Origin of the sequence: Natrarchaeobius chitinivorans, from assembly GCF_003841505.1 — an archaeon.
Taxonomy (GTDB): Archaea; Halobacteriota; Halobacteria; order Halobacteriales; family Natrialbaceae; genus Natrarchaeobius; species Natrarchaeobius chitinivorans.
Genome location: NZ_REGA01000011.1, coordinates 130,827 through 151,374, shown reverse-complemented (window position 1 = coordinate 151,374; position 20,548 = coordinate 130,827). Strand labels below are relative to the sequence as shown.

The window sequence follows — 20,548 nt, the reverse complement described above, 5'->3', positions numbered from 1 at the left end:
TCCTGTACCTCCTTACGGTACAGAAAAGCGAGGACGATATGCCCTCGCACGTGGAGTCCCCTTATCGCACTGGCGTGCAGTGTAAAGGTTTCGCGCCTGCTGCGCCCCGTAGGGCCCGGTATCTTGTCTCAGATACCGTCTCCGGGCTCTTGCTCTCACAACCCGTACCGATTACTGGCACGGTGGGCCGTTACCCCACCGTCTACCTAATCGGCCGCAGCCACATCCTATAGCGCCGGAGCGTTTCACACTCTCTGCAGTTCCAGCCTGAGAGTACTATTCCGGATTAGCCTCAGTTTCCCGAGGTTATCTGGATCTATAGGGTAGTTTGGCCACGTGTTACTGAGCTATCTGCTACGAGTCTAAACTCGTACAACTAGCATGGCTAAATCGGACTCCACTAGCAATGACCTCCGGCAGGATCAACCGGAATGGTCCCCGAGCAGAGCTCGGGGGGTCTGGCGGTGAATGCTATGCACTCACACAAATATGGGTCCACGTTCGATGACAGCCGATCGCCGACCGATCTGGCGTCACCGAACTACCAAGGCTCACATCAGATCCCATCTGTACGGAAGACCGCAGGGGTAGGATCCTCATTTCCTTCGGACCAAATCGTACGCCATCCGGGGTATAAAACCCCTTCGGACGCCGACGGTCCAGTCCGGCTCGCCGGCGATGCCCGCGAGCCGTCGATTGCATTCACATCCGAAACGCCTCGAGTACTTAAGGGCGTCGGATCGATCCCGCGCCGAAAACCGCATCCGGCGGGGGATTGTGCGCAACGTAGAAGACGCGCCCTGTCTATATAAGGGCATCGTACCCAGTGCGCCGAAATCGTCGGCCGTTGATGGGGTGAGCGTCGGTCGCTGTTCCCAGTCTCGAGTGACGTGGATGTACTGTCCTCCGTGCCGGAGTTCGGCCGGAGGCGCGGCGAAGTACGCCGCGTCTGTTGCATTCAATTCGAGGACCGGGTCCATACATAAGGCCGTCGAACGAGCGGTGCATCGGAAACCAGTACCATGCGTCTGGTCGGCACGGAACGCGTGCCGGACCGACCCGGATCATCACTCGAGAGCGCCGGTGCTCGTCGGCGAGATATCACGCGGGAGGAGGTCGGTCGGTCATCCCGCCCTTGTAGACGCGGTCGGACCGGATGATGCCCGCGTAGTCGGACATCGAGTACGCACGCGCAAGAACCCTTCGTATCCGGGGGTCAGCGACGAGAGTGGCCGAGTCCGACGGCCCGTTCGAGACGGGAGAGTCCCGTTTCGGGCCAGAACGCATCGATGCGAATAAACCACGTGGGTCGTAAGGGACGAACGAATGGTTCGGGACCCGATCGCCTCGGAGTCGACCCCGTCGGCGGAGGAGATCTGTGCTGCGCTCGACGATCCCGACTGCCGAGAGATTATCCGGAATCTCGAGGAACCTATGACGGCTTCTGAGCTAACCAGCCGGTGTGACATTCCACAGTCGACGCTGTATCGAAAACTCGAGTTGTTGACCGACTCGACGCTGCTCGAGGAGTCGACCGACATCCGCCGCGACGGCCACCACGCGAGCAAGTACTCGGTCGCGTTCGACGAGATTACGCTCGTCCTCGACGACGAACGGAACCTCGCAGTCCAGATCGAACGACCGACACGGACGGCCGACGAGCGACTGGCCGAGTTGTGGTCGGAGGTGCGAAAGGAAACATGACACTCCTCGGAGAAACCGAACTCGCGATGGCGCTTGCGGTCGTGAAGACGCTCGTGCTGGTCGTCGGCAGCGTGATCACCTACTTCGCGTACAAGGCGTATCGACGTACCAGACAGCGGGCTCTGGGCTTTCTCGCAGCCGGGTTCGGCCTCGTCACGCTCGGCCTCGTTCTTGCGGGAATGCTCTATGAGATCATCAACGTCCCGCTGGCGATGGGAATCTTACTCGAGAGCCTCCTCGTCCTCGCGGGCTTTCTCGTGATCGCGTACTCGCTGTACGTGCAGTGAGACGGATCGTCGTCGCTGTCTCAATATAGTAGCCACTGAAATTCATTGCACACCCGATCGAGGGACGGATCGGCGATCGGTGTGTCAACCGTTTCAGTTGTTACTATAGAGTCGAAACCGGTTCGCGGCCGACGGCGACGACGGGCAGCAAATCGATTCGACAGCCACCCGAGAGGGGTCTGTACTGTTACCCTTCGTAGCCGGCGTCTTCCATGATCTCTGCGAATTCCTCGGTTCCCATCGCCTCCTCGTAGACGATCGCAGTCGCCATCCCGCCGGGGTAGCTGCCCTCGGTCGTGACGTGGTGAACCTTGTGACAGTGAGCGGGGTAGATGCCCGGATCGGCGTCGGCTTCGAACTCGAGGGTGTAGCGTTCGGCCGGCGCGATGTTGATCACGTCCTCGTCGTAGCGGGCCGACTCGGGAACCGGCGAGCCGTCCTTTGCGACGACGGTAAACCGGTGGCCGTGCGTGTGGAAGGGGTGTGACTCGTAGCCGTTGTTCGCGACGTTGAGGCGGACGGTGTCGCCTTTCGAGACGATCAGCGGCGTGCCGAGTTCGGGGTGGAACGTCGTCGGCGCACACCGGCCGTTTATCGTGTAGGTGTCCGAGGAGCGCTCGAGCGGATCGTAGTCGGCGTCGCCGCCCGCCTCGCGTTCGTGGAGACGGGTGTCCCAGTCCCGGAGCGTGAAGAAGTACTCGCGGTCCGGCGGTTCGTAGTCGGCGGGGTCGACCCGGATCATCCCGTACATCCCCATATCGAGGTGGTTGTGCGTCTGGTAGTGACAGTGATAGACGTGGGTGCCGGGGACGTCGGCCTCGAGCGAGTACGTGTGGCTCTCGCCGGGGCCGACGAATTCGCGGTTGGTGACTGGGGCACCGTCGTCAGCCCAGGACTTTCCGAGGGCGTGAACGTGGACGGTGTGGGGCCGGTCGTGGTCGCTGTTGTCGTAGGTGAGTTCGAACGTCTCACCTTCTCTCAGTCGATAGATCGGCCCGGGAACGGAGGGGCCGAAGTCGTCGGCCTGCCAGGCCCACACTTCGGGGAGTTCGACGGGCCCAGAGGGCGCGTCGTCGGTGACGAGCTGGTGGCGGGCCGGAACGGTCCGGAGCGTCGACTCGTACCCCTGTTCGGAGAGGTCGACGATCTGGGGCGGTTCCGTGTACTGGTAGTCCGTCAGCGGTCCCGAGTCGTCAGTTTCGTCGCCGTCGTCGGTCTCCTCCGGTTCCGGCGTACTGCTGCCATCGTCGCCGGAGAGCGTAGACAGACAGCCGGCGAGCGATCCGAGCGTACCGGCACCGGCAATCGAGAGGACGGTTCGGCGGCGAACGCCGGAAGACGTGTTGGATGTCATCGTGCTATCCGACACTCGGAGCCGACGGATGAAGGGTTATCAAGTCTGTTCCCGGCGACCGAGAACTCGAGTGAACATGATCGGGTTTTCCCAGCCGATGAAAATACCTGCGTTCGCTCGGCTGGAGGGAGATTCAGCGGTACCGGCTCGAGCGATTTACCGGTTCAAGGTGTGAATCGCGTGGCCGAGTGCGTTTTCGGCGGCTTCCATCACCGATTCGGATAGCGTCGGGTGGGCGTGGACCGTCGAGGCGACGTCCTCGAGGGTCGCGCCGAGTTCGATAGCCAGGCCGAGTTCGGCGATCAGTTCGGACGCTTCGGGGCCGACGATGCCAGCGCCGAGGACGTACCCCTCCGACTCGTCGGCGACGACCTTGACGAACCCTTCGGCGTCGCCGGTCGTCAGCGCGCGGCCGCTGGCCCGAAACGGGAACTGGCCGACGACGGGGTCGAAGCCGGCCTCTTCGGCCTCCGTTTCGGTCATCCCGACCGTCGCGATTTCGGGGTCGGTGAAGACGACCGCGGGCATCGCCTGATAGTCGATCGCGGCCGGTTCGCCCGCGATCACCTCGGCGGCGACCTGTCCCTCCATACTGCCCTTGTGAGCGAGCATCGGTTCGCCGGCGACGTCGCCGACGGCGAAGACGTGCTCGACGTTCGTTCGTGCGCGCGAATCGGTTTCGATGAAGCCGCGCTCGTTCGTCTCGACGCCGACCTCCTCGAGGTCGAGCGTATCCGAGACGGGTTCGCGACCGACGGCGACGAGGACCTTCTCGGCGTCTAGCTCGAGCGGGTCGTCCGCGCCCCCGGATTCGGCCTCGGCGTCGCCGGTCGCGGTTCCGCCGTCGGCCGCGGCCTCGCCGGCCGGTTCGGCGACGACGCGAATCCGGTCGCCGTCGCGTTCGTGCCACTCCGACGCGGTGTAGCCGAACTCGAACTCGATGCCGAGATCCCCGGCGCGCTGTTCGACCGGGCGCTTGAGGTCGTCGTCGTACCCCGGCAGGATCGACTCGAGCATCTCGATCACCGTCACGTCGGTTCCGAGTTTGGCGAAGACGCTCGCGAGTTCCATTCCGATGTAGCCCGCGCCGACGACGACCAGCGAGTCGGGGACCGACTCGAGGGCGAGCGCCTGCTTCGAGTTCAGGACGGGGTCGTCGGCGTACGAGAAGTTGGGAATCTCGATCGGGCGCGAACCCGTGGCGACGATCGCGTGTTCGAACTCGAGGCTCTCCGATCCCTGACCGTCGCCGCCGTGGGAGACGCGAACGGTGTGATCGTCGGCGAAACGAGCCGTTCCCTCGAGTAAGTTGACGCCGTTTGCCTTGCAGAGTTTCTCGACGCCGCCGGTAAGCTGGGAAACGACGTCGTCCTTCCAGCCGATCATTCCCGCGAGGTCGATCGCGGGATCGGCGTGGATTCCCATCTCCTCGGCGTGGCGAGCGTCGTGGGCGACGTCCGTCGCGGTGATCAGCGCCTTCGAGGGAATGCAGCCGTGGTTCAGACAGGTCCCGCCGTAGGCGTCCTTCTCGACGAGCGTAACGTCCAGATCTAACTGTCCTGCACGAATCGCCGCGACGTAGCCTGCGGGCCCAGCGCCGACGACCAGTACGTCCGTTCCGGTGGTGACGTCTCCAACGACCATAGTCGCTCTTTGCCGTCGAAGACGGTGTAGCTGTTGCAATCAGTCAGTATAGTTATAATTCGTGAGCGGAGTGACCGAAACGCGTGTCCATCGATGCCACCGCCTCGAGGAGCCGACAAGTCGTGGTCGCGGCGTTCACTCGAGCAACAGCAGATCGGGGTTCTCGAGATACTCCATGACCGCGTTCGTAAACCGTGCACCGATCGCGCCGTCGATCAGTCGGTGGTCGAACGACAGCGAGAGCGTCATCACCGAGCGGGGCTCGATCGACTCCTCGCCGTCGCGCTCGACGACGCGTGGCTTGCGTTTGATCTCGCCGATCGCGAGGATCCCCGATTCGGGGTAGTTCAGGATCGGCGTGGCGTACTCGCCGCCGATACCGCCGACGTTGGTGACCGTAAACGTCGAGCCCTGCAGTTCGCCGGGGGCGATCGAGCGCTCTCTGGCCTTCTCGACCAGCTCGTTCATCTCCGAAGAGAGCTGGAGGAGTCCCTTCCGGTCGACATCCTCGACGACCGGCACCATCAGCCCGACGTCGGTTGCGGTCGCGACGCCGACGTTGTAGTAGTCGCGGTAGACGATCTCCTCGTTCGCCTCGTCGATCACCGCGTTCATCTCGGGGAACTCCGACAGCGCGGCGGCGACCGCCTTCATGATAAACGGCAGGTACGTCAACCGGATCCCCTGCTCCTCGGCGCGCGGTTTGAGCCGCTCGCGGGTCTCGACGAGTTCCGTGACGTCGACCTCGTCGTGGTGGGTGACGTGCGGTGCCGAGGACTTCGACTCGACCATCGCCTCCGAGATACGCTTGCGGACCCCGCGGAACGGCTCGCGGCGCTCGCGTTCGCCCTCGGCGAACGCCGTTCCCGTGCTGACCGGCTCGCCCGCCTCGAGGGCCTCGCGGTCGGCGTCCTGGGCACGCCGCTGTGTGTCGGCGTACTCGCGGACGGCCTCGGGGGTGACGAACGCCTCTCCGTCGCGTTCTTCCGTTGCAGGAACGGCGTCGATCTCGATCCCCTCCTCGCGTGCGATCCGGCGGGTCGCCGGGGCGGCGAGCGTCCGGTCGCGGTCGGCGGCGTCGACCTGTACGGGCCGATCGTCCGCCGCGTCGGAACTCGAGGCCCCGCCGACGGACCCCGCGGCTGTGGCCGACGGTTCCGTCCCGCTCGAGTCGACCGCCGCGTCCGGCGCGTCGGTCTCGCCGGAGTCGGTCGCTTCGGTCTCCGCCTGGACGTCCTGTTCGACCGCAGTCGGACCGTCGTCGGCGGCGGCCCGGACGTCTCCCGCGGTGATCCGGCCGCCGGGACCGCTCCCCTCGAGTCTCGAGAGGTCGATTCCCGCTTCTCGCGCGAGTCTGCGCACGCGTGGTGGTGCGAAAACGCGGTCTTCGGGCGTGGCGACCTCGTCGATCTCGCCGCCTGTCGCGCCGGGGCTGCCCGCAGCGTCTGCGGGTTCGTGGGCCGCCTCCGTCGACGTCTCCCCGGTGTCGGGCGCGTCCGCCACGCCGGGTTCCGGTTCGGTCTCGCCTGCGACGTCGAACGTGACGAACACCTCGCCGACGGGGATGACGTCGCCTTCCTCGTAGCGCAGCTCTCGCACCGTGCCGTCGACCGGCGCTGGCACGTCGACGAGGGCCTTGTCCGTCTCGACTTCGGCGACCGGCTGATCCTCGCTCACCTCGTCGCCTTCCTCGACGACCCAGGAGATTAGTTCGCCCTCTGCGACCCCCTCGCCGACGTCCGGAAGTTCGAACTCGCGAACCATGTTAGAACTCCACTGCGTCCCGAATGCCGTCTTCGATACGAGCGGCCTCCGGCAAGTAGTAGTCCTCGAGTGCGTACAGCGGGAACGGCGTGTCGAAGCCGGTGATGCGCTCGATCGGCGCTTCCTGATAGAGCAGCGACTCCTCCTGGAGGGTCGCGATCAACTCGGCCCCGAGCCCGCCCGTTTTCGGTGCCTCGTGGACGACGGCGGCGCGGCCGGTCTTCTCGAAGGAGTCGACGATCGTTTCCTCGTCTAACGGTGACAGCGTCCGCAGGTCGATCACCTCGACGTCGATTTCGCCCTCGAGGTTGTCGGCGGCCTCGAGGGTCGGCCGGGTCATCGCACCCCACGTGTACACCGAGATGTCCGAGCCCTCGCGGCGGACGGCAGCCTCGCCGAGGGCCACCTCGTAGGAGTCGTCGGGAACCTCCTCGCGGAACGCCCGGTAGATGAGTTTCGGCTCGAGGAAGATCACGGGGTCGGGGTCCCGAATCGCGCTGGTCAACAACCCCTTCGTGTCGTAGGGGGTCGAAGGGACGACGACCTTGAGCCCGGGCTGGTGGACGAACATCGCCTCGGTCGACTCGGAGTGGTGTTCGGGCGCGCGGATGCCGCCGCCGTACGGTGCTCGAACGACCATCGGGCACGTAAATCGGCCGCGCGAGCGCGTTCGCAGGCGCGCCGCGTGAGAGACGATCTGGTCGAAGGCGGGATAGATGAAACCCAGAAACTGGATCTCCGGAACGGGACGCATCCCGTAGGCCGCCATCCCGATCGCCGTCCCGACGATGCCCGACTCCGCAAGCGGCGTGTCGACGACGCGGTCCTCGCCGAACTCCTCGTATAAGCCCTCGGTCGCGCGGAAGACGCCGCCGTTTTTGCCGACGTCCTCGCCCATGACGACGACGTCCTCGTCGCGTTCCATCTCCGCGTGCAATCCGTCTCGAACCGCCTGTACCAGGGTGAGATTTTCCGATTCTGCAGCCATGTTATCCCTCCAGTAACGCGTCGTCGCCGTGGCGTTCGCGAACCGATTCGAAGTACTCGAGTTGTCGCCGTAATCGTTTTGGCATTCCCTCGTAGACGTGTGCAAAAATCTCCTCGGGATCCGGTCGTTCGGTCCCCTCGACGGCGTCGATCGCGTCGGCGACCTGCTGCTCGATCCGGTTCTCGATCGCGTCGACGCGCTCGTCGTCGAGGATGCCGTTGTGCCGGAGGTACGTCTCGAGACGCGGGATCGGATCCTTCTGCTTCCAGCGCTCGACCTCCGCTTCGTCCCGGTACACCGACGGATCGTCGGCGGTCGTGTGCGCGCCGAAACGGTACTGGACGGCCTCGATCAGCGTCGGGCGGGTCGCCCGTCCCGGCGACTCGTCCTCGACCGCCTCGGGGTGTTTCGCCTTCTCGACGGCGTCTCGAGTGACCGTGTAGACCGCGAGCGGATCCATGCCGTCGACCTGGACGCCCTCGAAGCCGTAGGCCTCGGCCTTCTGGGCGAGCGTCGCACTCGCCGTCTGGCGCTCGCGGGGGACCGAGATCGCCCACTGGTTGTTGTTACAGAAGAAGACGTTCGGCGTGTCGAAGACGCCGGCGAAGTTGAGTCCCTCGTGGAAATCCCCCTCCGAGGTCGCGCCGTCACCGAAGTAACAGAGGAAGGCCTTCTCCTCGTCGCGCAGTTTCGAGGCCCACGCCGCGCCGACCGCGTGGGGGATCTGGGTCGCGATCGGCACCGCGACCGAGAAGATATTGACGTCCTCGGGCACGTAGTTGCCCCGCTCGTGGCCCATCCAGTACAGCAAGGTGCGCTCGAGTGAGAGCCCGCGGACGAGTCCGGCACCGTGTTCGCGGTAGCTGGGAAACACCCAGTCTTCCTGGTCCAAGGCGTGTGCGCTGGCGACCTGCGATCCCTCCTGACCCGACAGCGGAGGATAGGTCCCCATCCGCCCCTGGCGCTGGAGGCTCACCGCCCGCTCGTCGAATCGTCGAGCCAGGCGCATCTGCTCGTACATCTCCACGAGCGTCTCCTCGGAGAGGTCGGGGACGTCTGCACCCTCGAGGACTCGACCCGCCTCGTCGAGGATCTGTACTCGCTCTCGAGGATCGCGCTGTATCGTGCTCACGGGAAGACCCACCTGCACATACCCCAATGATATATCGCTCACGTTAAAGGATTTTCGTAAAAGGTTTACTATCGAAGACATTTTCACGCTCTGAGAAAAGGTAATTCTCTAATATGAGGTCAAAATGAACATTCGGCCATCATTCAGGCCGTTTCGAACAGGCATCTTTACGATCATCAAAAATCACGTACGATACAGCCACGTTAGGGATGACTGAACGGTACCGACGACGACGGAGAGCGTCGAGCGGGTTTACACGTCGGTTTTACACGTCCGGTCGAAATAGTTCGCTGAGTGAAACGAAAAACAGTGGAGCGGGAGGCGGTGAGCCTTCACTCCGAGACCGACACGCCGGCCCCACTACGAGCATTTTGGCGGGCTTCTTCGACGCTCTGGCCGTCCCGCAACACCGCGTCGACGAACAGTTCGCCGGCTTTGTACGACGAGCGCACCATCGGACCGCTTGCACAGTAGAGATAGCCTAACTCGTCTTCTGCGACCCGCCGCCACGTCTCGTACTTGTCCGGGTGATCGTAGCGTTTCACCTCGAGGTGGCTTCTCGAGGGCTGGAGGTACTGCCCGAGGGTGACGATGTCGACGCCGCGCTCGCGACAGTCGGCGAGGGTCTGGTACACTTCGTGGTCGTACTCGCCGTGACCGAGCATGATCGAGGTCTTAGTGTAGGTGTCGCTCTCGCGATCGACCTGCTCTAAGACCGACAGCGACTGCTCGTAGCCCGCCCGGCGGTCGCGGACGGGAAACTGCAGTCGTTCGACGGTTTCGACGTTGTGTGCGATCACGTCCGGATCGGCGTCGATGATCTTCCGGACGAGACGCTCCTCGCCCTGGAAGTCGGGAATCAGGACCTCGACGAGGATGCCTGGGTGGCGCTCTTTGATCTCGCGGATCGTCCGCGCGAAGTGGCCCGCACCCTGGTCGGGCAGGTCGTCGCGGTCGACGCTCGTCAGGACGACGTAGTCCAGCCCGATTTCGGCGACCGCCTCGGCGACGTTTTCCGGTTCGTCGGGATCGAGCGGCTCCATCCCGCCCGTCTCGACGTCACAGAAGTTACAGCCTCGAGAACACCGGTGGCCCATCAGCATGAACGTCGCCGTCCCGCCGCCCCCGTCGCCGTCGCTCGAGGGTCGGTTTCGTCCGGACCAGCACTCGCCCAGGTTCGGACAGTTCGCTTCCTCACAGACGGTGTTGAGGTTTCGCTCCCGCAGCGTCTCCCGGATGTCCGTAAACTCCCGTCCCGACGGCGGCCGCATCTTCAACCAGTCGGGCTTGCCTGCGCTGCTCATAGGGTACCGCTAGCGCTCATCAGTGAAAACCGTGATCATCGACCGACCATGACATCACCCGACTGTCACGAACGGATTCGGCGAACGTCGCCGGGAGTTCCGGAGCACGTGAGTTCGAAGGGCGGCCGGTGTGTTCGTGTTCCTGTGTTGATATAGGGTGTATCGAGGACGGACCCCACCTCCGTCCCCGTTACGCAGCGGTACCGGACGTCGACGATACGGTTAACTGGCTGACCTGCGGTGAATCCAGTATGGTGGTCCCCCTGCGGATGGGATGGCGTCGGCTCCTCTTCGAGAACTGGCCCGTCGATCCGGAGACGGTCGCGGCGCACGTACCGGACGGATTGAGCGTCGACGAGTACGACGGCGCGGCGTGGCTCTCCGTCGTCCCCTTCACCAACGTCGCCGTCCGACCGGACGGTGTTCCGAAACGGTTCGGAATCCGTCTCCCCGAGATCAACCTCAGGACGTACGTCACCCGCGACGGCGACCCCGCGGTGTATTTTTTCAGCCTCGACGCACAGGGAGTGGCGAGCGTCCTCGGCGCGCGACTCTTCCACCACCTTCCGTACTACTACGCACGCATCTCCCTCGAGTGGCGAGCCGGCCGCACGCAGTTCTCGAGCCGTCGGCTCCACCCCGGCGCGCGGCCGGCGGAGTACGAGGCGACTTACTGGCCGACCGGTGAGCCGATTTCCGCACCGGAAGACCCGCTCGCGCGGTTTCTCGTCGAACGGTACCGATTCTACACCGAAGCGCCGGACGGGACGGTGCGCTACACTGACGTCGAACACGAGCCGTGGACGCTCTACCCCGCGGCCGCCGAGGTCGAGACGAACACGGTGCTTTCGGCGAACGGATTCGACGTGCCGACCGCGGAACCGGTCTACTACTACAGTCCGGGACTCGAGGTCCGGGCATCGACGAGCGAACGGGTCTGACGGGTTTCGACGGCGAATCCAACGTCCTCCAGCGAACGGGTCTGACGGACCTGCAGAGGCGAATCTACCGGTTTCGAGCGGTGAATCTGTCCAATCTCGAGCGGCGGATCTACCGTTTTCGAGCACCGAATCCAACGTTCTCGAGCGGCGAACCCGGCCGATCCTGGCCGACGCGGAAGCGGTTCGGTCGGGTAACCAGTACATACCCCCGATAGGTTTACGGGAGCCAGTGGAATAGCGGCGAGCGATGGCGTTCGGTACGACCCCCGACTGGTTTCACATCAGCGACGACGAAGAGGTCGTCTGGGAGAGTCGACCGCATCCGATCGCGATGGGGTCGAGCGTCCCCATCAGCATCGGCGTCGTGCTCCTCGGACTGTTCGTCGCCGGCTGGACCGCATCCGGTGGGGTCGGCCTCTTGACGCTGATCGGAGCGACACTCGTCCTCGTAGGAACTGCCGTCGTCCTCGCTCGGTATCTCGTCTGGACGAACACTCGCTACGTGATCACCTCGAGCGAACTGTACAAGAAACGCGGCATGGTCTCCCGGGACGTTACCCAGTTTCGCCTCGATCGCGTCCAGAACACGAGCCTCCAGCAGACGATGGTCGGACGCCTCCTCGGGTACGGAGACCTGACCGTCTTCACGGCCGGTTCCGGCGATCCCGAGCTGACGTTCGAACGCGTTCCCCGCCCAGAAGCCGCCTCGAGCGTGTTGAGCGATCGGCTCGAGGCGAACGCCGGCGGATCCTCGGTCTGATACGGATTGCTGTAACTGGTTACCGGATCGACCAGGCGTCGTCTCGCGGTATTCGGTAACGACGTACAGTAAACCGTCTGAGACGGATCGAGTCAGTTCGAGCGATAATCACTTCGTCCGAACACAAAGCCTATTACATAAACGGGAAACTGACTCCGTACAATGACGCGACAGCGACGGGTCTCCACGACACGACGGGTATCACATACGACGAGCGTCGCGGCGAGTGCGGGGCTCGGCGTTCTCGCCGCCGCGATCGGGTACCTGCTTGCGTACCTGCTGGTCGCGGGCGAAGTCCGCGAGGGGCTCGGCGAATCCGTCGCCGAGTGGAAAGGCGTCGGCTGGTACTACTACAACGCCCACGCGGTCGACGTCCACGCGAGCGGCGAGATCGGCTCGTTCGGGGGGACGAGAACGGTCGACTTCATCGCCCAGTCGGGGAGTACGAGCGCGTCGCTTCTCTACGTCGTCCCGCCGGTGGTCCTGCTCGGGGCCGGTGCGATTCTCGCACACCGACTCGACGTCCGCGATATCGGAGAGGCCGTCCTCGTCGGCGCGCCGGTGGCTATTGGCTACGTCGTGATGATGGGCCTCGGTGCCGTCGTCACCGAATCGAGTACCGAAGCCACGTTTTTCGGTATCGAAGCGACGGGGACGATGGGGCCTGCACTCGTTCCGTCGGTCGTTCTGGCCGGCATCCTCTATCCGTTGGTGTTCGCGACCGCAGGATCGATACTCGTGGCGGTACTCGCTCGTCGCCAGGAGGAGTGACGTTACCACTGGCAATGTAACCGGAGAGATAATTTCTCGGCCAAGAACCTGAGATCAGGTCGATGGGTTTCCACAGCCCCACCTGAGGCGGACCAGTATGTACGAGAGACATATCACTAACCCATAGAATATAAATAGTTTGCATCGGTATTCGAATCTGGAAATCCAATATGGCAGAAGCAGCTACAACAGGAAACGACGAAGTCAACGAGATACTGGCGGCGATCATCTCGTTTTTCATCCCCGGTGTCGGACAGATTTACAGTGGACAGACCCAGCGAGGCCTGATCTTCCTCGGCGGCTACATCGCCTTCTGGATCCTCACGTTCATCCTGATGTTTCTGTTCATCGGGTTCCTCGTGATGTTCCTCTCACCGCTGTTCCACATCGGTGCCGCGGCGGACGCCTATATCCAGGCTGGAAAAATCAACAGCGGCGAAGTGACGGTTTAGAACCGGCCGACGAACTATAGTAGCCACTGGAACTATTTACACACTGATCGCACAGCCTTCGTGCGATCAGGTGTGCATTGACTTCCAGTGGCTACTATAGCAGCGAACTCCGCTTTTTCACCGGCATCGATTCGGTCAGCGGCCGCTCTCGAGAGCGCGCAGTAGAGAGACAGTGACACGAAACGTGGCCCGCGAGACGGGATCGGAAGGAAACGCCTTTGACCCGGCACACCTCGTTTCCGTGTGATGGAGGTCGCCGAGGTTCTCCCACAGTTTGCCGACGCGTTTGGCTTCGAGGAGTTCAACCGGATGCAACGCGAGGCCCTGCCCGCACTGTTAGAGCGCGAGGAGAACGTCGTCGCGAGCGCGCCGACTGCCTCCGGCAAGACCGCACTCGCCGAACTGGCGATCTGTAAGGCACTCGCCGACGGCGGCACCGCCCTGTTTATCGCCCCGTTGCGCGCGCTGACCAACGAGAAAGAAGACGACTGGGACCGCTTCGAGGAACTCGACTACTCGGTGTACGTCGTCACGGGCGAGCGGGACCTGAACCCGCGGCGCGCGCGACGGGCGGACATCCTCGTGATGACGCCCGAGAAACTGGACTCGGCGACTCGAAAACACGATTCGCGCCGCTACGACTTCGTCACCGACGTCGACGTCTGCGTCATCGACGAGGTCCACCTGTTAGACGCCGACCGGCGGGGATCGGTCCTCGAGGTGACGATATCGCGTCTTCGTCGGCTGTGCGATCCGCGCGTCGTGGCGCTGTCGGCGACGATGCCGAACGTCGACGATGTGGCGGCGTGGCTCGACGCACCGGAGGAAACCACCTTCGAGTTCGACGAGGAGTACCGACCGGTCGACCTCAACGCCGGCGTCAAGACCTACACCCACGGCGAGAACACCTTCGCAGACAAGTACCGCCGACTCTACCGTGCGCTCGACCTCGCCGAGCCCCACCTCCGCGAGGACGGACAGGCGCTCGTGTTCGTCGCCTCGAGACAGGACACGGTCCAGGCGGCCAAGAAGGCCAGAGACGAGATCGCCGAACGCGACGTCCCGATGGGAGCCCGCGGCGACTACGACTTTCACACCGAGTCGAAAGAACTCGAGAACGACACCCTTCGAAACTCCGTGCTCGACGGGGTGGCCTTCCACCACGCCGGCCTCTCGAAGAACGACCGCGACCTCGTCGAGGAGTGGTTCAAGGAGGGCTTGATCGAACTCCTCTTTTCGACCTCGACGCTCGCCTGGGGGGTCAACCTCCCGGCCCGGTGCGTCGTGATCCGGGATACGAAACTCCACGATCCGCTCGAGGGCGAGGTCGACATGAGCCCGCTCGACGTCCTGCAGATGCTCGGCCGCGCGGGGCGACCGGGATACGACGACGTCGGATACGGCTGGGTCGTCTGTGACACCGCGGAGGCCGACAAGTACCGCCAGCTGTTGCGGGACGGAAAGGAGATCGAGTCGCGACTGGCAGAGAGCCTCGAGACCCACCTCAACGCCGAGATTGCGATGGGGACCATCACCGACTTAGAGGACGTGATGGACTGGCTCGAGACGACCTTCTACTACGTCCGCGGCCAGTCGAAACCCGAAGAGTACGACTTCCCGAACCTCCGCCAGCGGGTACGAGACTGCCTCGAGGAACTGGTCGATCGCGGCTTCGTCGAAACCGGTGACGACCTCTCGATCGAGGCGACGGCGAGAGGCGTACTCACCTCGAAGTACTACCTTCGACTCGAGACCGCGGCGACGTTCGCCGAACTCTGTGACCGGGTCGAAGCGGGAACTGTCGATCTCACGACCGACGACGTCCTCGAGGCGGTCGCGACCGCGACGGAGTTCGATTCGGTGTCGGCTCGCCAGGACGAACGCGACGCCATCGACGCGGTGCTCGTCGGGATGGAGACGGGCGACCTCTCGGCCGGCCAGCGGAAGGTCCTCGCGATCCTCCGGAGTGCAGCGAGCGCAACGACGCCCGCGGAGTTGCGAAGCGACGCCTGGGTCATTCGGCGCAACGCGACGCGGCTCGTCTCCGCGCTAGGAGCGTTTCTCGACCGATTTGCGGGACCGCACGCGGCAAATCTGGCCCGCCGAACCGAAGCGCGCATCGAAAACGGCGTCGCCGAGGACGCGGTCGGCCTGACGGCGATCGACGGCGTCGGTCCGGGACGGGCGAGCAAACTGGCGAAAGAAGGGCTGTCGACGCCCGGTGACGTCGTAAGCGCCGGCATCGACGAACTCGAAGACGCGGGCCTTTCGGAGGGGGTCGCAAAGCGCGTCTACGAGGGTTCCCAGTCACTTCCCGCGATCGAGATCGACTGGGGGACCTTTCCGGACGCGATCGGCGCGGGCGAAAACGACGTCTGCGAGGTCACCGTCCGAAACGTCGGCGAAGCCGCTCGAGCGGGGATACGCGTGACCGTCAACGGCGTCGAGATGACGAGCACGTCGACGTACCTCCGCGGAACCGAGACGATGCCGGTCGGGGTTTTCGGAGCCGACGCCGAGGAACTCGAGTTCGCCGTCAGCGTCGCCTTTCCGGAGGAGCCACTGGTGCCGGTCGTCGAACGTCGAACCGTCGACGTGAACTGATACGGATTGCTGTACCTGTGTACCGAGACCGCGTGAATGCGCCCGGTCTCCGGTAACGACGTACAGTAAACCGTATGATACGGACTATTCTCCGTCGGTGCCGTGCGAGCGCGAACGGAATTCGTTCGCACCGGTACGCGGTTACAGAATCCGACCGAGTCGCTGCCGTCCGAATCGCTTCCGTGCGAATCGTCGACCCTCTTCGTTCCGTGTCCTCCACTCGGCGCGCACACACACGTCCAACGGTTTTCAGTCAGTCCGTAGAACGATCCGTCGATGCAATCACGGAACCGACACCGAGAACCGGAACTGGCAGCGGTATCGGCGAACGACCGAAGCAGCCGCCTCGATCCGCTCGCGCTCGGGTTCGCGATCGGGACCGCGATGGCGGCGAGCGTCGGGTTCGTCGGCGTCGTCTCGCGACTCGGATGGGCCGAACGCTGGCGCCTCATGCTCGCCGACGCGTATCCGGGATTCGAAGCGGACGACGGCGGGACGATAGCCGGAATTGCCTGGGGCGGACTGGACGGGTTCGCGGCGGGTGTCACCGTCGGCTGGCTCTACAACGCGTTCCGCCGCGATTGAGCCTCGAGCGCGTCTCGAGCGACGGAGTCTCGGATGCAGTCACGACGGTCACTCGAGCGCGGTCACAGCGCCCGCCCGAGGACCGTCTCGCGCAACTCGGCCGGCGAATCCACGACCACGTCGGCCGGCGAGAAGTCGACGTCGTCGTGGGCGTCGATCCGGTAGGCGACGACGTGAGTTCCGGCCCTGGCAGCCGCTTCGATCCCGTTTTCGGAGTCCTCGACGACGAGACACTCCTCGGCCGGCACGCCGACTTCGGCGGCAGCGTACTCGAACACGTCGGGCTCCGGTTTGCTCCCGGCGTCGACGTCCTCGGCGCTGATCACGTGATCGAACGCATCCTCGAGATCGAACCGACCCGTCATCCAGTTGATCCACTCGTGAGGGGACGAGGAGACGATCGCGGTCGGCACGTCCCGATCGTCGAGTCGCTCGAGGAGATCCTCGAGACCGTCGAGGACGGTCACGCGCTCGGTGTAAATATCGCGTGCGGCTTCCTCGAACAGTTCTTCGAACCGGTCGCGAGAGATCTCGGTCCCGTACTCGGCCTCGAGGTAGTCGTACGTCTCGCGGTAGTTCATCCCGGTGACGGCGGCGACGTCGACGTCGTCGTCGGGAACGGCGGCGGGAAAGATCTCCTCGCGCTGGAACTCGACCCAGTAGTCCTCGCTGTCGACGAGGACGCCGTCCATGTCGAACAGAACTGCTGTCATCGACGGTGTGGTACTCGAGGGACGCGTTTAGCCGTTTGGCCGGCGGTCGGGGTCGAGGCCCCAACCGGAGATCGAAACAGCGGTCCGTGCGAGCGAAATCGCCCGATTCCGGGACGGTAGCCTTTAGTAGACGGTTACCGATTCGATCGGTCATGGAGTATACGACCCTCGGGAACACGGGGATGACGGTGAGTCGCATCTGTCTGGGCTGTATGAGCTTCGGCTCGAGCGACTGGCGCGAGTGGGTGTTAGACGAAGCGGAGAGTCGGCCGATCATCGAGCGGGCGATCGACCTCGGAATCAACTTCTTCGACACCGCGAACATGTACTCGAACGGCGAGTCCGAACGGGTTCTCGGGAACGTCCTCGCGGACTACGACCGCGACGAGCAGGTGGTCGCGACGAAAGTCTACCACCCGATGGACGAGGACGATCCAAACTCCGGCGGACTCTCGCGCAAGACGATCGAACAGGAACTCGAGGCCAGTCTCGACCGGCTGGGAATGGACACGATCGACCTCTATCAGACCCACCGGTGGGACGACGACACCCCCATCGAGGAGACGCTTCGCGCGCTCGACGACGCCGTTCGCCGCGAGAAGGTCCGGTACGTCGGCACCTCCTCGCAGTGGGCCCACCAGTTCGCCGAGGCGTTGCACGCGAGCGACCGCCTCGGCCTCGAGCGGTTCGTCTCCATGCAAAATCACTACAACCTCGTCTACCGCGAGGAGGAACGCGAGATGCTCCCGCTGTGCGAACGGGAGGGAGTCGGCGTCATTCCGTGGAGTCCGCTCGCACGCGGCTACCTCGCACGTCCTCACGACGCGTTCCTCGAGACGGTTCGGGGCGAGTACATGAGCGACGGATCGTTCGCCGACCGGATCGACACCTACCGCGCCGGTGGCGGCGAGACGATCAACGAACGGGTCGAAGAGTTAGCGGACGAAAACGGCGTGACGATGGCCCAGATCGCCCTCGCGTGGCTCCTCCACCAGGACGCCGTCGACGCACCCATCGTCGGCACGACCAGCGTCGAACACCTCGAGGACGCGGTCGAAGCGCTCGAGATCGACCTCTCGGACAGCGACCTCGCCTACCTCGAGGAACCCTACGATTCGGTCCCGATCGACGGCCACGAGTGACGGGTTCGCCACCTCGTTTCGTCCGTCGAACTCGCGTTCGCCCCACCGATTTACTATCAGGGAACACATAGGTGTCAGACGTGCGGCATGCCCGCGTCAGTGAAGAAACACCGATCTTTATATACTCGAGTATGGCAGCGGTGACTATGAGTCGAGAGGAGTCGATCTGTCTCGAAATCGTCGAGGCAATCGCCGAACACGACGGCACCACCCCCGAAAAACTGCATCCACCGCTTCACGACGCGATCGAAACCGACGCGCTAGATGCGCTTTTCACACCGGACGACGCCGACCGGCGGCCGTCCGCGGTCGAATTCACCTACGACGAGTACACCGTCCGCGTCGACGCGGACGCCGAGATAACGATCACTGACCTCGAGGCCACTGCCGATCGGCCCGCCACGAGTCAGGCGGAAGGGCCCTCACACCGAAACGACACGCCGTATTGCTGAGTGGGAAAACCGGCGGTGACGTCCAAGCCCTGACTCCCTACAGTAACGACTGATACGGTTTACTGTCAGTCATTGCCGGCGCACCCGGGACCCAGGCGGCGGGTGGGCCGGTAAACAGTTACAGTAAACCGTATGAAACGATTTCCACACCGATCGCCGATCCATCCCGCGATCAGGTGTGCATTGACTTCCAGTGGCTACTATAGTAACAACTGGAACTATTTACACACTGATCGCACAGCTGTCGTGCGATCAGGTGTGCATTGACTTCCAGTGGCTACTATACTCCTGGCAGGTGAGCGAACCAAAACGAGAGGAAAATACCGCTCACGCGACCGTCTCTGCGCCACTACTCGTCCGCGATGAGTATGTCGCTCTCCTCGTCCTGTTCGAGTTTCAGGATCGCCTTCTCGACTTCTTCCTGGGTTGCTTCGTCCATCCTCCAGCCCCGTCTGTGCGCCATATCGGCAATATAGGAGGTTAAACGCTTCTACTAGCTTCAGAGTGAGAGAATCCTCGTCCCCCGTTTTGGTTTACGTTCCCCCGCTGTCTCGGGGCCGACAACGTCTCTCGGTCGGTTCCCTCGAGTGACCGGCGGGTGGACACCGAAAGTGGGACGGACCCGTCGTCCTCCCCGAGAACCGGCGAGACGTTTCCGTGTCGGTCGACGGCTTCGTCCGAGACAGTGATCGAGAACGGCTGTCCACCGTCGATCGTCACGTCCTCGAACCGGTTTGCGACCGATTCGTCCCTCGCGTAGATCGTCCATACGTCGTTGCGCACCGACCGGATTTCCTCGAAGCGATTCCCGGTGGCTGCGTACAACCAGATCGCGCTGGGGGCTTCCTCCAACCGAACGTCGCCACCCGTGTCCGAAACGGTTACCCCGGTCAGTTCGTTCTCCGGCGCGTATCCGAGCGCGATGCCTGCGAACCCGCTCCGATCGATCCCGACGTCGGAGACGCGATTTCCCCGGGAGTGGACGAGCGTGACTCCCGCGGTGTCCTCACTGGCGGTGAGCGCCGAAAGATCGTTGTGGTCGGCACCCTCGAGTACGAGGCCGTCACCCCCGTTCCCGGCGACGGCCACGTCACGGACAGTGTTTCGTGCAGAATCGATAAGCGCGATTCCAGCGCGGGAGTTTCCGTCTGCGACGCTCTCGACGACGGTGCTTTCGTTCGTGGAGTAAAACACGATTCCCTCCGCGACGTTTTTCGTGGCGACCGATCCACTGACAGTAGTTCCGGTGGAGTCGTCGACGGCTATTCCATCGGCGTTTCCTGTCGCGGTCACGGTGTCGATCGAGCCGTCCGTGACGTCTTCGAACCACACGCCGGTGTCCCACGTCGAGACGGTGAGATTCCTCACCGTAACGTTCTCGATGCCCCCACTGGCACCGACGCCGGTTCCGTACAATCGGTTCCCCCGGGAGGGGATCCCCATCGCCTCGAAGCGTGCTCTGGCCGATTCCTCGAGTGCCAGTTCGTACCCGTTCCCGTCGAGCACGACGTCATCGGAGCGAATCTGGATGCAATCGAATCTCGACGCGGAAACGTCTGCGGTCAGTTCGTACGTTCCCGGTTCGGTGATCGTCGAACACGAGTCGATCTCGACGCCTTCGGCTCGGTCGGAAGCGACTGACGAGATCGTTCCCAGTGTCACCCCGCCGACTGCGCCGGATTTCAGTAGCGCTCTCCGCGAAACTTCGAGTTTCGTATCTTCCATAGGAGATTCACCACCGTTCTCACGCGATCGATTCACATAGTTCGATGCGTCGTGGAAGTTCTCTGACCGAACCCGGATATGCAGGTACACGAACCGGCTGGCCGGTCAGCAAGTGCGACGAGAGTTGAACTATACCGAGAACCCGCTCGCCGGCTCGCAGAACTCGGGGTAATTCATATCCCGGTGGCGTTACTGCTCACTCTGGTCGCAGATACCGGGCACGAGC

Annotated in this window: 18 protein-coding genes and 1 rRNA gene; 10 read left to right on the top strand and 9 right to left on the bottom strand. The window is 63.6% G+C overall.

The features are described from left to right. Positions 1–433: ribosomal RNA gene (locus EA473_RS13400) — 16S ribosomal RNA — on the bottom strand; the annotation flags it as partial. Positions 434–1,326: 893 nt separating this feature from the next. On the opposite strand from EA473_RS13400, the gene EA473_RS13395 reads away from it, so the two are divergent. Together EA473_RS13395 and EA473_RS13390 are read left to right on the top strand one after the other, a co-directional pair. Beyond that, the gene (locus EA473_RS13395) at positions 1,327–1,704 is read left to right on the top strand and encodes a winged helix-turn-helix domain-containing protein (protein ID WP_124196157.1); all 378 of its coding nucleotides are present in this window, start codon (positions 1,327–1,329) and stop codon (positions 1,702–1,704) included. Continuing rightward, on the top strand, positions 1,701–1,991 hold the full coding sequence (locus EA473_RS13390; RefSeq protein WP_124196156.1) for a DUF7521 family protein: 291 nt from the start codon (positions 1,701–1,703) through the stop codon (positions 1,989–1,991). Before EA473_RS13395 ends, EA473_RS13390 begins: the two co-directional genes overlap by 4 nt. A gap of 187 nt (positions 1,992–2,178) precedes the next feature. Here EA473_RS13390 and EA473_RS13385 read toward each other — a convergent pair whose 3' ends face one another. From EA473_RS13385 to lipA, 6 genes are all read right to left on the bottom strand, one after another. Then, positions 2,179–3,345 carry a multicopper oxidase domain-containing protein gene (locus EA473_RS13385; RefSeq protein ID WP_165875288.1) on the bottom strand — a complete coding sequence of 389 codons (1,167 nt, stop codon included), beginning with the start codon at positions 3,343–3,345 and terminating at the stop codon, positions 2,179–2,181. 156 nt (positions 3,346–3,501) lie between these two features. Next, positions 3,502–4,989 (bottom strand): dihydrolipoyl dehydrogenase, encoded by a 1,488-nt coding sequence (gene lpdA, locus EA473_RS13380; RefSeq protein ID WP_124196155.1) that lies wholly within the window; start codon positions 4,987–4,989, stop codon positions 3,502–3,504. A 135-nt stretch (positions 4,990–5,124) separates the two neighbouring features. Next, positions 5,125–6,753 (bottom strand): dihydrolipoamide acetyltransferase family protein, encoded by a 1,629-nt coding sequence (locus EA473_RS13375; protein WP_124196154.1) that lies wholly within the window; start codon positions 6,751–6,753, stop codon positions 5,125–5,127. 1 nt (position 6,754) lies between these two features. Then, complete coding sequence (locus tag EA473_RS13370) at positions 6,755–7,741, bottom strand: alpha-ketoacid dehydrogenase subunit beta (RefSeq protein ID WP_124196153.1); 987 nt, start codon at positions 7,739–7,741, stop codon at positions 6,755–6,757. Position 7,742: 1 nt separating this feature from the next. Further along, positions 7,743–8,873 carry a pyruvate dehydrogenase (acetyl-transferring) E1 component subunit alpha gene (gene pdhA, locus EA473_RS13365; protein ID WP_124196152.1) on the bottom strand — a complete coding sequence of 377 codons (1,131 nt, stop codon included), beginning with the start codon at positions 8,871–8,873 and terminating at the stop codon, positions 7,743–7,745. Positions 8,874–9,205: 332 nt separating this feature from the next. Beyond that, positions 9,206–10,177 (bottom strand): lipoyl synthase, encoded by a 972-nt coding sequence (gene lipA / locus EA473_RS13360; RefSeq protein WP_124196151.1) that lies wholly within the window; start codon positions 10,175–10,177, stop codon positions 9,206–9,208. A 251-nt stretch (positions 10,178–10,428) separates the two neighbouring features. Between lipA and EA473_RS13355 the strand changes: the two genes are divergently transcribed. From EA473_RS13355 to EA473_RS13330, 6 genes are all read left to right on the top strand, one after another. Then, positions 10,429–11,118 carry a YqjF family protein gene (locus EA473_RS13355; RefSeq protein WP_124196150.1) on the top strand — a complete coding sequence of 230 codons (690 nt, stop codon included), beginning with the start codon at positions 10,429–10,431 and terminating at the stop codon, positions 11,116–11,118. A gap of 247 nt (positions 11,119–11,365) precedes the next feature. Further along, positions 11,366–11,878 carry a PH domain-containing protein gene (locus EA473_RS13350; RefSeq protein WP_124196149.1) on the top strand — a complete coding sequence of 171 codons (513 nt, stop codon included), beginning with the start codon at positions 11,366–11,368 and terminating at the stop codon, positions 11,876–11,878. 162 nt (positions 11,879–12,040) lie between these two features. Beyond that, complete coding sequence (locus tag EA473_RS13345) at positions 12,041–12,649, top strand: hypothetical protein (RefSeq protein WP_124196148.1); 609 nt, start codon at positions 12,041–12,043, stop codon at positions 12,647–12,649. 170 nt (positions 12,650–12,819) lie between these two features. Then, the gene (locus EA473_RS13340) at positions 12,820–13,101 is read left to right on the top strand and encodes a hypothetical protein (RefSeq protein WP_243645260.1); all 282 of its coding nucleotides are present in this window, start codon (positions 12,820–12,822) and stop codon (positions 13,099–13,101) included. 246 nt (positions 13,102–13,347) lie between these two features. Next, positions 13,348–15,705: a DEAD/DEAH box helicase gene (locus EA473_RS13335; protein WP_124196147.1), complete on the top strand. Its 2,358-nt coding sequence runs from the start codon at positions 13,348–13,350 to the stop codon at positions 15,703–15,705. Between the two features lie 276 nt (positions 15,706–15,981). Further along, positions 15,982–16,290, top strand: coding sequence for a bacteriophage holin (locus EA473_RS13330; protein ID WP_124196146.1), 309 nt, complete (start codon positions 15,982–15,984; stop codon positions 16,288–16,290). A gap of 62 nt (positions 16,291–16,352) precedes the next feature. Here EA473_RS13330 and EA473_RS13325 read toward each other — a convergent pair whose 3' ends face one another. Beyond that, positions 16,353–17,003: an HAD family hydrolase gene (locus EA473_RS13325; protein WP_124196145.1), complete on the bottom strand. Its 651-nt coding sequence runs from the start codon at positions 17,001–17,003 to the stop codon at positions 16,353–16,355. 152 nt (positions 17,004–17,155) lie between these two features. On the opposite strand from EA473_RS13325, the gene EA473_RS13320 reads away from it, so the two are divergent. Then, positions 17,156–18,145, top strand: a complete 990-nt coding sequence (locus EA473_RS13320) for an aldo/keto reductase (RefSeq protein WP_124196144.1) — start codon at positions 17,156–17,158, stop codon at positions 18,143–18,145. A gap of 146 nt (positions 18,146–18,291) precedes the next feature. Then, a complete protein-coding gene (locus EA473_RS13315; RefSeq protein ID WP_124196143.1) occupies positions 18,292–18,597 on the top strand; it encodes a HalOD1 output domain-containing protein in 306 nt (101 codons plus the stop codon). 480 nt (positions 18,598–19,077) lie between these two features. Here EA473_RS13315 and EA473_RS13305 read toward each other — a convergent pair whose 3' ends face one another. Further along, on the bottom strand, positions 19,078–20,322 hold the full coding sequence (locus EA473_RS13305) for a NosD domain-containing protein (protein ID WP_124196141.1): 1,245 nt from the start codon (positions 20,320–20,322) through the stop codon (positions 19,078–19,080). Positions 20,323–20,548 lie beyond the last annotated feature (226 nt).